A 12,131-nucleotide genomic window follows, 5' to 3' on the forward strand; every position below is an offset into this window, starting at 1 on the left:
GCGCGAGGGGCGCGCGTGGCGGGCTTCTCAGCCCAGCCGCGCCAGTGCCCGCAGCGGCGCCGAGCGGCCGCGCCGCGGCACCGTCCACAGCGTCTGGCCGCGTACACCCCACCCGGCCAACAGCGCGTTGGCGGCGAGGAATCCGCTGGTGGCCGCGCGTTCCATCAGCGCCACGGGCAGCCCGGTACGCACCGCGTCCCCCGCGACCACCACCCGCGGGTCGCCGGTGCGGACGGTGGGCCGGTCGCGGTAGCCGCCCACCGAAAAGAGGGGACAGTCTCCACGCCACTCGTGCAGCGCGTCCACGGTCCTCGCTGTCCCCGTCTCCGGGTAGACGCGGGCCAGCTCCGCGCGCAGCCGCTCCTGGGTCCGCCCGCGCTCTGCGGCCGGGTCGAGGGCGTAGGCGTGCAGCTCCACCACGGAGCCGCCGGTGCGCGCGGCCCAGCGCGCCGCCTCGCCCTCCCAGCGCTCCAGCACGCTGACGTTGTCCAGCGGCCCGTAGCCGCTCGTGCCCAGGAAGCCGGGCCGCTCACGCGCCACGGGACGGTCCAGCCACAGCCGTGACACCAGGAAGGGCGGCGCCGTGCGCAGCCGTCCCACCCGCGCCCGCCACCCGGGATCGGCCAGCTGCCGGGAGGCGCCGGCCAGCGCGCGCAGCCCCGCGGGGTCCAGCGCCAGCACGGTCGCGTCGCAGGTCTCCTCGCCGCCGCCCGTGGCCAGCGCCAGGCCGCCGCCCCACGGGCGTACCTCGCGGATGTCCTCGCCGGTGCGCAGCTCGACGCCCAGCTTCTCCAGGTAGCGTCCCAGCGGCTCCCACAGCGCCTGCGGATAGGGCTCTCTGGGCACGTCGAAGAGCAGGCCCTCACTGGAGCCGAGAAAGTAGATGTGGAACATCAGCGCCATCTCGGCCGCCGACAGCTCGCCCGGGTCGGCGAAGAAGCTGCGGGAGAAGACCTCGAACGCCAGGTGGTGCGCCGCCTCGGGGAACCGGATGGCGGCCAGCAGGTCGCGGGCGCTGGTGCCGTCGAGGCGCTCGTACACCTCGGGCACCCGCACGTCCAGCAGGGGGAGCGCGGCGCGGGGGCGCATCCTGGCCAGGTCCCGCGCGCCGAACGTGGGGCTGAGTGCCGCGAATCCGAGCGCGCTCCAGGGCGGGGTGCGCGGGACGCGGCCGAAGCTGTCGGACAGCCCGGCGCTGTGCCGCAGCGGGTAGTCCGGCAGGCCGCGCAGCGTCGTCAGCCCCGGATCGGCCCGCCGCAGCAGCCCCCGCAGGTTGTAGTACTGGCGGAAGAAGGCGTGGAAGCCGCGGCTCATCGTCGCCCCGGAGCCGTCGCGCAGCCGCACGGTGCGGCCCGCCAGCCGTCCGCCCAGCGTCTGTTCCCGCTCGTACACCGTGACGCGCACGCCCCGCTCGGCCAGTCCTGTGGCGGCTGCGAGCCCGGCGATGCCGCCGCCGACGACGGCCACCCGGGGCGCGGGCTCCGCGCAGCGCGGCCGCCCGGGTGCGGGGTGCAGCACGCACGCGCGCCGGTCCAGGCCGCGCCGTGCCCCCGCGCCGCGTGCGCTCGGGGCGGTCACCGGGCCACCGCCGGGAGGGGCGTGGGCACCGAGCCCACGAAGGTGTGCACGATGCCCGTCTGCCATCCGGGCACCGGCAGCACCCGTACGCCGCGGAAAGACTGGCGGGCCATCCGCCCGGCGAACGCCTGCGCGGAGTCGAACGTCCGCACGGACAGCGACAGGTGCCGGTAGAGCGGTGCGTCGCCGTACAGGGCACCGAGCGGGCGGACGATCCCGTCGCACACGGCCCGCCACACCGCACGGGGGGCAGGACCGTCCCCGAGCGCGTACTCGTGCACCGCCAGCCGCCCGCCGGGCGGCAGCAGATCCCGCACCGTGCGCAGCACCGCGTCGGGATCCGTGACGTTGCGGAAGAGGTAGGCGGCGAACACCGCGTCGAAAGGTCCGGTGATCCCGGCCGCTTCGAGCTCCTCGGCACGGGCGTGGACGAAGGAGACGCCGGCGTTCCACCGCTTGGCCGCCGCCCGCTCCAGCATGCCGGACGACGCGTCCGCCGCCACGATCTCCGCCAGCGGAGCCGCCGCCGCCAGCGCCGCGGTGGAGGCGCCCGTCCCGCACCCCAGGTCCAGCAGCCGCATGCCCAGCCCGTCCCGGGGCAGCGCCAGGCGCCGGGCCGAGCGGCGCAGTTGGGCGTGGTAGCCCGGATTGGCCCCGACCAGCCGGTCGTAGGTGGGGGCCGCGTGGTCGAACGCGGCGGACAGCGCCTGGTCGCGCAAGAGCGTCATAGGGGCCTTCCGGCGGGGGGTCAGGACGGCGTGCGGCGCAGCAGCGGCAGCTCCGCGACGGTGTGCAGCATGGGGCGTACGGGGGTGTGCAGGCCGAGGGCGACCTCCTCGGCCGGGGTGCTGGCACCGTCGAGGAAGCGCAGCAGCCGCCGCGCCGGCACGGCGCCGAACAGCCCGGTGAAGAACGCGGGCCCGTCCAGCCGCCCGCTGTGCAGGGCCCGCAGCAGCACCGCGTCCATCGCCAGCGCCCGGCGCGGGTAGGCACGCGGCGGGAGCGGCGTGCGGCCGCGGGCGAGGGCTGCCGCGATGTGCCGGGTCTGGCGCTGGATCGCCGCGAAGGTGTACCCCGTGGAGGGCCTGGTCGCCCCGCCCGCCGTGCCGATCCGGAAGACGGCGGCACCCGCCCGGCGGGCGAAGTGCCCGTCCGTCATGGGGATGACGCCCTCCTCGACGCCGGTGACCTCGTACCCGCGCAGCCCCAGCACGTCCCGCGCGTATCCGGTGAGGGCCGTCTCGTATCCCGCGTCGTCCAGCACGGCGGGGGAGAACTCGGTGTACTCCACGAGGGCTTCGGTGCGGCTGCACGGCAGCAGGTAGCCGAACGAGAGACCACCCGCGGGCTGGGGCGTGCGGAAGTCCATCAGGTCGGCCACGCCCGGGTCGAAGACGGGGGCCGGGGTGCGCACCAGCAGGCCGCGGAAGTGCTGCACCAGCCGGGTCCGGGCGCGGGGCGGGCGCGGGGGCGGCCGGGAGTCGAACACCCAGCGCGCGCGGACGGCGACCTCCCGGCCGTCCTCGGCGACCCCGCGCACGAGCGCGCCACCGGGCACGTCGGCCACCTCGCCGACGTGGACGACCAGGCGCCGCAGCCCGGGGTGGCGCTCCAGACGGGGGCGCACGAACGCGGCGAAGGCGGGCGAGCGCAGCATCTTGTACCGCAGCGGCGCGGGCCGGACCGGCACGGCGCCGCCGTCGTGGGCGCGTACCCGCAGCCGCCCCCACGAGGTGGTGAGGGCGCTGTCGAACTCGCCGCCCGGCTCCTCCCAGTAGCACCAGGTGCGCTCGGGCGGCCGGGTCGGCCCCGCGGGCGCGTCGAGAAGGGTGACGTGCGGGCGTACCGCGGGCGGCAGGCCGCACAGCCGCCAGGCGAGTGACAGCCCCGCAGCGCCCGCCCCCACGATGGCGACGTCCGTCGCGCGTGCCCCTTGCCCGTGTTGCCCGTGGTCGCCCACCGTGTCCCGTCTCCGTCCCGTCGGCCCGCCCCAGTGTGCGTACCTGCGGGGGCGGCCGGGCGGCGCGTGGCAGGGCGGCGCGGCGGCGTCACCCGGATGGCCGCTCGGGGACCGGCGTGCGCCGCCGCTACCCGGGGCCGGCCCGCAGGCGGGCCGTGACGGCGTCCGCCGCCCGCTCCGCCGAGGCGAGGGTGCCCTGGAGCGAGCTGGTGGCCCGGTGGTCGCCGCACACCACGATGCCGCCGACCACGGGCGGGCGGCGGAAGCGGTGCGGCGCGGTCATGGCGGGCAGCGCGCGGGGCACGGGGTAGGTGGCCACATGGTCGAGCTCGCCGCTCCCGGTGCCGTACAGCTGTGCGAGGCGGGCGCGGACGCGGCCCTCGTCGGCCACGACGCTCCCCTCCGCGTGGACGGAGGTGGTGGCCAGCAGGGTCACCCCCGGCGGCGCGTAGGAGGGGGCGCCGGCGCTGACGGGCACGGTGTTGGTCACCGGCGAGGGGTCGGCGTCCACCAGCAGGGTCGCGTCCAGGTCAGGCCCGCCGTCCAGGCGGTGGTAGAAGGTGGTCAGGCCGCGCCAGCGCGCAGGTGCGAGCGCCGGCACCAGGCGGGCCGCGCTCGCGGCGTCCGCGGCGACGACCACGGCGCGCGCGGTGACAGGACCCTGGTCGGTCACGACCCGCCCCGGGCCGACCTCGCGCACCTCGGTGTGCAGCCGCACCGTCCCGCCGGGCAGCTGACGGGCGAGCTGCTCGGGGATCTCCTGCATGCCGGCGTCCGGCACTCCCGCCTCGCCGCGCACGAACATGCGCAGCATCAGATCGGTGAACCGGCTGGAGGTCACCTGCGCGGGGTCGCACGTCAGCCCGGTGAAGAACGGGCGCAGCACCGTCTCGGTGAGCCTGCCGCCCATCCCGCGCCGCCGCCACGCCGCCACCGAGGGCACGTCACGGCGGCGCAGCAGCATCCGGGCAGGCAGGTAGGCGACGGCGGCGGCGTGCGCGGCCAGCGCCGCCTTCGCCAGCGGTGAGCCGATCGGCGCGGCCAGCGCTTCGCGTACCGCGCGCGGGTCACGGCGCGGGTCGCCCAGCTCCACCCGGCGGCCGCCGGTGTGCACCCGCAGCGCCCTGTCGAACGCGCGAATGTCGAGCCGGCCGACGTCCAGGTGCCGGGCGAGCTGCGGGTAGGCGGTGTTGACCACCTGGAACCCGCGGTCCAGCAGGAAGCCGTCCACCGCGTCGGTGCGGACCCGCCCGCCCACCCCGTCGCCCGCCTCGAGGACCAGCACGTCCATCCCGCGCGCCCGCAGCCGCCGCGCCACCGCCAGGCCCGCGAGGCCCGCCCCCACGATCACGACGTCGCTGTGCGCGGGCAGTCCGTTCACCCGGTGCTCCCGCCGTCGCCGCACGGGTCGTGGCCCCAGTTCATCAGCGAGTAGCGCCACGGGGACTCGCGCACGTCCCCCGAGGGGCGCTGGGCGAGGTGACGGCGGACGTAGCCGACCACCTTGCGCATGTGGGCCACGTCGTCGTCGGTCAGCTCGCCCTTCTTCTTGCGCTGCAACTCGACGATGTACCGCCCCGAGGCGTGCCCGGTGCTCTCGCCGCTCCCGTCCTTCTGCCCCACCTGGCGGGACTCCTCGCGCTCCAGCCAGCGCTCCAGTTGGGCGGGGGTCATGTTCACGGCCTCGCCGAACTCAGCGATCACCGTGTCGTCCGCGACGGCCACGCCTAGTCACCGTCCCTCTTCCGCAGCGAGCGGGGCTTGTGCACGGCCCGCCGGCCGGACTTCTCGCTCTCCACCTCGTACTGCGGCTCCTCGGGTGAGGCGTCCACCGTGCGCCCCGCCGCGCGCTTCCGCCCGGTGATCTTCTTCTTCACCGTTCCGACCGCGCGGCTCCCGTGGCTCGCCCAGGACACCCGGTCGCCCTCGCGTACCTTCCGGTCCTCGCCCACACCGGCCTCCCGCCTGCGCGCCGTCCTGTCACCGTCTCGATCCGGGAGTTACCACCGCGAACAGGGTGAAACGTGCGCTTCGTGGTGCGGGGGACGGCCGGGCGGAGCGGGAGGTCACCCGGTGCGCGCAGGCCCGTGGGGCTTGTTGTCGGCGGGCAACACACGGAGGATGCTGACCGCCGATCCCTGTCCGAATCCTGAACGCCCACGCGGTCCGCGCGTTTCGTCGCTTTGGACCGATCGTGGCGGTGGAGGTGGCCCCGTGCCGTACGCGGTTCTCAGATCCCCGCAGACCTCCCGCTTCGTCGGCCGCGGGGACGAACTCGGCGCCCTGCGCGAGGCGCTCGCCACCGCACCCTCCGTGGCCTTCGTCGAGGGCGAGGCCGGGATCGGCAAGACCCGGCTCATCCACGAGGCGCTCCGCGAGGCCGCCGGACGCCCCGGTGCCCCGCGACGCCGGGTACTGGCGGGCAGCTGCCTGCCACTGCGCGAACCGTTCCCCTACGGCCCGGTCGTCGACCTGCTGCGCGGACTGGGCGAGGACCTGCCCTCCCGGCTGAACCCCGTCTGCGGCGCCCTGCGCGCCTACATGCCCGAGCTGGCCGCCGTCCTGCCGCCCGCGCCCGACCCGCCGGCCGACCACCGGGCCACCCAGCACCGGCTCTTCCGCGCCGTACGCGCGCTGCTGGAGGCGCTCGGCCACACCGTGGTCGTGGTGGAGGACGTGCACTGGGCGGACGACGGGACGCGCGACCTGCTGCGGTTCCTCGTCGACGCCCCGCCGCCGGGGCTGTCGCTGGTGCTCAGCTACCGGCGCGAGGACCTGCCCGCCGGCGGGCTGCCGTTGGGCCGGGCGCACCGCTGTCCGCCCGGCACCACCGAGATCCGCGTCCCACTGCACCCGCTGGACCCGGCGGCCGTGTCCGCGCTGGCGGCCGCCATGACCGGCGACCGCCCCCCGACCGAGGAACTGGCGGCCGAACTGCACCGCACCACGGCCGGCATCCCCTTCGTGCTGGAGGAGACGGTGCGGGTGCTCTCGGCCGGCGCCCGCGGCGGGCAGCGTCTCGACTGGGACGGGCTCGCGCACATGCGGGTCCCCGCGCTCCTCCTGGAGGCGACGGCGGACCGCATGGCGCAGCTGCCGACCGCCGCCGCCGACGCGGTGCGCGCCGCTGCGGTGGTACGCGTACCGGCCGAGGAAGACCTCATCGCGGACGTGATGGCCGCCTTCGGGCCGCAGCCGCGTACCGGCGAGCGCGCCCCCGCCGCGGGCGCCGCCCTCCGCGAGGCCCTGCAAGCGGGCATGCTCCACGAGGAGGACGGGGGACGGTACGGCTTCCGGCACACCCTCGCCCAGCAGGCGGTCTACTCCACGCTGCCGGGCCCCGACCGCCACCTGCTGCACAGGCAGGCGCTGACCGCGCTGGCCCGCAGGGACCCGCAGCCGCTCGTGCGGCTGGCCTACCACGCCCGGCTGTGCGGCGACTGGAGCGCCTGGTACCGGTACTGCGAGCAGGCCGTGGACGCCGCGCACGCGATGGGCGACACCGCGCTCGTGGTGGAGCTGCTGGAGGAACTGCTGTGCGATGACCGGCTGCCGACGCGGGAGCGCGGCCGGCTCGCCGCCCGGCTCAGCACCGAGGCCGCCGTCGGGCTCGCCCACCGCCGTGCCACCGGACTGCTGCGCCGCGTCCTGCGCGACGCAGGCCTGCCCGAGGGGCTGCGCGGCGAGATCCGGCTCAACCTCGGACTGCTGCTCAACAACCAGGCGGGCCGCTACCAGGAAGGGCGCGCCGACACCGCCACAGCAGTCGCCGAGCTGCGCGAGCGGCCCGCCCTCGCCGCCCGCGGCATGGCCGCACTGGCCATGCCCAGCTGGGGAGACGAGCCGCTCCACGTCCACCAGCGGTGGATCGAGCGGGCCGAGGAACTGGTCGCCGCCCGCACCGACGGCGCGCTGCGCATCGCCGTGCGCGGCAACCACCTCTCCCTGCGGCTGTCCACAGGATCGCCCACCGCGTGGGAGCAGGCCGAGGCGCTGCTGGGCCAGTGCAGGACCGTCGCCGAGCGCCGCGAAGTCGCCCGCGCCTGCGGCAACATCGCGGACGCGGCCACCTGCCTGGGCCACTACGAGGCCGCCCGCCGCTACCGGCTGGAGGGCCGCCGGCTCGCCGCCGAGTGCGGAGCCCCGTACCTGGAGAGCATCGTCGAGGGCACCGCGCTGCGCCTGGCCTGGTACACCGGCCACTGGGACGGGCTCGCCGAGCGGGCCCGCAACGCGCTGGGACTCGTCGGCGGGGTCTCCGGTATCGCCGCCGACGCCCATCTGGTGCTGGGGCTGCTGGCGTCGGCGCGCGGCGAGTGGGAGGAGGCCGAGGCCAGGCTGCGGGACGCGGGCCCGGCCGATCCCGCCAACGCGCCGGCCACCATACTGGCCGCCGCCTCGGCAGGCCTGGCCAGACTGCGGCTGGCGTGCGGTGACGCGGAGGCCGGCTGCGCCGAGGCACTGCGCGCGGTGGCGCGCATCCGCAAGAAGGGCATCTGGACGTGGGCGGCCGACCTGACGCCGATGGCGGTCGCCGCGCTCGTGCGCCGGGCGCGGCACGCGGAGGCGGCGGCGCTGACCGTGGAGTTCGGCGAGCGGCTCGCCGGGCGCGACGCTCCGCTGGCCGCCGCGGCGCACCGGGCCTGCCAGGGCATCCTCGCCACCGCACAAGGGCATCCCCAGGACGCCGTCGACGCGTTCACCGAGGCACGCGCCGCCTACGCCGCCCTGCCGCAGCCCTACTCCGCCGCCCGTACGGGAGAGGCCGCGGCGCGCAACCTGCTGGCCGCGGGCGAGGGTTCCGGCAGCGGCGCGCTGGCTCAGGCGGCAGCGGAGTTCGAGGCGCTCGGCGCGATCCGGGACGCCGCGCGCTGCCGCCGCGCCCTGCGCCAGAGCGGGCGGGTGGTGCCCTCGCGGCGGGGACGGCGCGGCTACGGGGGCGCACTCTCCCCGCGGGAGGCGGAGGTGGCGCGGCTGGTCGCGCTCGGCCGCACCAACCGCGAGATCGCCGAGGTGCTGTTCCTGTCCCCGCGCACCGTCGAGCAGCACGTGGCGCGGGTGCTGCGCAAGCTGAACGTGGCCTCGCGCGCGCAGGTGGCGACGGAGCGCCCGGCCTGCGAGGAGCCGCCGGAGGGCGCCGCGCGCGGCGGAGAGGGAGGAGGCGCCGCGCACCGCTGAGCGGTGCCGTGGCCTGAAAGCGCCGTTCCGCGGCGTGCGTTCACCGCGCGAATACGTACCCCTACCTATGACGTTCCGGATTGTTCTGCTCCGGTGGCGGCCGGAGGGTGTGGGCCAGACGGACGGGCGCTCCCCGCCCGTCCCGACCCCCACGACGAGGAGCAGCATCCATGGGTACTCGTACGCGCAGCAGACGCCTCACAGCCCTGGGCATCGGCGCGCTGACCGCGACGGCGCTGGGGCTGAGCGGAGCCGCCACCGCCGGCGCGTCCACCCCCGACGCGCAGCAGGGCACCATCCGCGGCGCCTCCGCGCCCGGCGCGATATCCGGCCAGTACATCGTGGCGCTCGACGGCCAGGCCTCGGTGTCCGCCACCGCGCACACCCAGGCCCGCGCCACCGCCGAACGGCTCACCGACGCCTACGGCGGCAAGGTCGGCCAGGTGTACTCGGCGGCCTTCCGCGGGTTCTCCTTCCGCGCCACCGAGGCACAGGCCGAGAAGCTCGCGGCGGCGCCGGGCGTCAAGTACGTGGAGGCCGACGGCAGGGCGCACACCACCGGGACACAGCCCAGCCCGCCCTCCTGGGGCATCGACCGGGTCGACGGCGCACTCGACAACTCCTACAGCTACCCGAACGACGGCTCGGGCGTGACCGCCTACATCGTCGACACCGGCATCGACATGACGCACACGGAGTTCGGCGGCCGGGCGAGCAGCGGCTACGACTTCATCGACAACGACAGCGACGCCAGCGACTGCCAGGGCCACGGCACCCACGTCGCCGGCACGGTCGGCAGCCGCTCCTACGGCGTGGCCAAGAACGTCGACCTGGTCGCGGTGCGGGTGCTCAACTGCCAGGGCTCGGGCCAGTGGTCGCAGGTCATCGGCGGCATCGACTGGGTGGCGCGGAACCACAGCGGCCCCTCCGTCGCCAACATGAGCCTGGGCGGCGGCGCCAGCTCGTCCGTGGACAACGCCGTCCAGGGCGCCATCGACAGCGGCGTCACCTTCGCCGTGGCAGCGGGCAACGACTCCAGCAACGCCTGCAACACCAGCCCGGCGCGGGTGCCGGCGGCCATCACGCTCGGCTCGACCGACCGCGGCGACGGCAGGTCGTACTTCTCCAACTACGGCCGCTGCCTCGACCTGTTCGCGCCGGGCGGCAGCATCACCTCCACCCGCAACGGCGGCGGTTCCACCACCATGAGCGGAACCTCCATGGCCACCCCGCACGCCGCGGGCGCCGCGGCGCTCTACCTGTCCGCGCACCAGAGCGCCTCGCCGGGCCAGGTGCGGGACGCCCTCGTCGGCAACGCGCAGACCGGCGTGGTCGGCAACCCCGGATCCGGCTCTCCCAACGCCCTGCTGAACGTCAGCCGCCTGGGCTGACCCCTCCTCCCTCCGCCCGCCCCAGACGCCGGCCCGTGTCACCGTCCCCACCGGTGCCACGGGCCGGCCCCGCGTCGGGCCGACACCCGGGTAACCCCTGTGTACCCCATGTATCCCGTATCCCGGAAGTCTTGTTCCGCACCGTGAGCTCCTCTAGGGTCGTGGCCTTCCTGGAGCAAGATCAGCCGAAGGGGTGTGCGGTGGCGGACGAGGCGATACCGGAACGGCGGACGGCGACGGACCGTGACCCGGACGCGAACGACGGACGGGACCGGGGCGCGGGCGACGAACACGCCCCGGGCGGGGGCGGCGAGCACGCCCCCGGCGCGGGTGGCGAGGCGGGCCGGGGCCCCGGCGCGGCTGAGCCGGAAACCCGGACGGGCCGGACGGGCCGGGGAGAGCATCCCGAGGGAAGGCGGGACGACCTCGCCCGCCGCAGGTTCCTCGCCGGCGCGGGGGCGACCGGCGCCGCGGGCCTGTTCGCCGGTGCGCCGGCGGCTCCGGCCCACGCCCGGGACCGCGACACGGAGGCCGGAGGCAAGAAGCTCGGCCCCAAGGCCTTCGACGCGGACACGCTGCTGCTCGTACCGGACCGGGTGCTGCTGCCCAAAGGCGTCGTCAAGGACCACGCGGTGCTTGTCAAGAAGGGCGTCTTCCGTGAGATCGGCCCCGCGGACGAGCTCACCGCCAAACACCCCCACCTCGACCCCGTCCGCCTCGGAGGCCACCTGCTCATGCCCGGGTTCGTGGACGCCCACCACCATCTGACACAGAGCTTCGGCAAGGCACAGGCGTTCGGGCAGCCGTCCGAGATCTTCAAGACCGTCTGGGAGCCGCTGGAGCACGCGCTGGACGAGGAGAGCGCCTACCTCGCGGCGAAGCTGGCGTCGCTGGAGTCGCTGCGCGGCGGCTTCACCACCGTCGCCGACGCCGGCACCCGCGCCCCCGTCGACGTGAAGGTGGTGGCCAAGGGCGCCGAAGAGGCCGGCATCCGCTGCGTGCTCAGCAAGGTCGTCTCCGACGGCAAGGGCGGCAAAGAGCACCTGGAGCGCTGGGACGGACACGAACTCATCCACCCCTCGCTGGCCATACCGGTGCCCGAGGACGCCACCGCGAAGGTGCTCAAGGCGACGGCGCGGATGTGCGAGGAGGCGGGCGCCGTCTTCCAGACCCACGTCAACGAGCACCTGGCCGCCGTCGAACGCTCCCTCAAGTCCGTGGGCCGGCGCCCCCTCGCCCACCTCCACCACGTCGGCGCCCTCGGCCCGGCCACGCTCGGCGCGCACGCCACGCTGCTCAGCCCCCACGAGATCAAGCTGCTCGCCGACACGGGCGCCGCGATCAGCTACAACCCCGTCGCCAGCGCGTGGAAGGGCAACGCCGTCGCCCAGGCCACGACGATGGCCGCCTGGAACGTGCGGTTCGGCACCGGCACCGACGGCACCCGAGGCGACGGCTTCCGCATGGTGGACGCAGCCGAAAGCGCCCAGCGCCTCACCTCCGGGCTGGCGACCGGCGACTCCGTCTGCGGCGCCGGGCGGCTCTGGATCGACCACGCCACCTCCGGCAGCGCCGACGCGGTCGGGCTGAAGAAGAAGACGGGCGAGATCGCCGTCGGCAAGGCCGCCGACTTCCTCCTCGTCGACCTCGACGTCCCCGAGCTCACCCCCTCCTGGGACCTGGAGTGGGAACTCGTGCGGCTCGCCGGCCGCGACCAGCTCACCGCCGTCGTCGTCGCGGGCCGCCTGCGCCTGTGGCGCGGCTGGCCCCCGCACTGGGACGGCCCCGCGCTGGTCGAACGCGCGGGAGAGGTCGGACGCGCGGTCGTCCGCCGCGCCGACATCGACCGCGTCGACCCGACACCGGGCGACTGAGCCGGGAAGGCCGAGCGCGGGGCCCTTTTCGTATGGGCCGAGCAGCAGCCGGCCCCCGCCCGTCATACACGGCGGGGGCCGGCGAGTGCGCTCCACGGGGCTGCTCGCCGAGGCATACGCCACGCTGCGGAATGCCTCCGCCGGGGGAGA

9 protein-coding genes are annotated in these 12,131 nt (G+C 75.9%); 3 read left to right on the plus strand and 6 right to left on the minus strand.

Annotation, left to right across the window (positions count from 1 at the left end):
* Positions 1–27: 27 nt before the first annotated feature.
* The 6 genes from DTL70_RS04225 to DTL70_RS04250 all read right to left on the minus strand — a co-directional run bounded on the left by DTL70_RS04225 (position 28) and on the right by DTL70_RS04250 (position 5,490).
* Entirely contained in the window at positions 28–1,578 is a 1,551-nt protein-coding gene (locus DTL70_RS04225; RefSeq protein ID WP_245978991.1) for an FAD-dependent oxidoreductase, read from the minus strand.
* The gene (locus DTL70_RS04230) at positions 1,575–2,306 is read right to left on the minus strand and encodes a class I SAM-dependent methyltransferase (protein WP_114020465.1); all 732 of its coding nucleotides are present in this window, start codon (positions 2,304–2,306) and stop codon (positions 1,575–1,577) included. The genes DTL70_RS04225 and DTL70_RS04230 overlap by 4 nt, the downstream gene beginning before the upstream one ends.
* A gap of 20 nt (positions 2,307–2,326) precedes the next feature.
* Positions 2,327–3,538, minus strand: a complete 1,212-nt coding sequence (locus DTL70_RS04235) for a lycopene cyclase family protein (protein ID WP_114020466.1) — start codon at positions 3,536–3,538, stop codon at positions 2,327–2,329.
* A gap of 127 nt (positions 3,539–3,665) precedes the next feature.
* Positions 3,666–4,919, minus strand: coding sequence for an NAD(P)/FAD-dependent oxidoreductase (locus DTL70_RS04240; RefSeq protein ID WP_114020467.1), 1,254 nt, complete (start codon positions 4,917–4,919; stop codon positions 3,666–3,668).
* A complete protein-coding gene (locus tag DTL70_RS04245; RefSeq protein WP_281278649.1) occupies positions 4,916–5,263 on the minus strand; it encodes a DUF3140 domain-containing protein in 348 nt (115 codons plus the stop codon). Before DTL70_RS04245 ends, DTL70_RS04240 begins: the two co-directional genes overlap by 4 nt.
* Positions 5,264–5,265: 2 nt before the next feature.
* Positions 5,266–5,490 carry a hypervirulence associated TUDOR domain-containing protein gene (locus DTL70_RS04250; protein WP_114020468.1) on the minus strand — a complete coding sequence of 75 codons (225 nt, stop codon included), beginning with the start codon at positions 5,488–5,490 and terminating at the stop codon, positions 5,266–5,268.
* Positions 5,491–5,752: 262 nt separating this feature from the next.
* Here DTL70_RS04250 and DTL70_RS04255 point away from each other — a divergent pair, with 262 nt between their 5' ends.
* The 3 genes from DTL70_RS04255 (at position 5,753) to DTL70_RS04265 (ending at position 11,981) form a co-directional block, all read left to right on the plus strand.
* Positions 5,753–8,716 (plus strand): ATP-binding protein, encoded by a 2,964-nt coding sequence (locus DTL70_RS04255; RefSeq protein ID WP_114020469.1) that lies wholly within the window; start codon positions 5,753–5,755, stop codon positions 8,714–8,716.
* Positions 8,717–8,886: 170 nt separating this feature from the next.
* On the plus strand, positions 8,887–10,107 hold the full coding sequence (locus DTL70_RS04260; protein ID WP_181860772.1) for a S8 family peptidase: 1,221 nt from the start codon (positions 8,887–8,889) through the stop codon (positions 10,105–10,107).
* 575 nt (positions 10,108–10,682) lie between these two features.
* Entirely contained in the window at positions 10,683–11,981 is a 1,299-nt protein-coding gene (locus tag DTL70_RS04265) for an amidohydrolase family protein (protein WP_114020683.1), read from the plus strand.
* The last annotated feature ends 150 nt before the right edge of the window (positions 11,982–12,131 follow it).

This window comes from Streptomyces diacarni, from assembly GCF_003323715.1.
GTDB classification, from domain to species: domain Bacteria; phylum Actinomycetota; class Actinomycetes; order Streptomycetales; family Streptomycetaceae; genus Streptomyces; species Streptomyces diacarni.

Excerpts from the sequence above, each read along its gene's own strand:
- DTL70_RS04230 (WP_114020465.1), bottom strand. The coding sequence starts at position 2,306 with ATGACGCTCTTGCGCGACCAGGCGCTGTCCGCCGCGTTCGACCACGCG.
- DTL70_RS04260 (WP_181860772.1), top strand. The coding sequence starts at position 8,887 with ATGGGTACTCGTACGCGCAGCAGACGCCTCACAGCCCTGGGCATCGGC.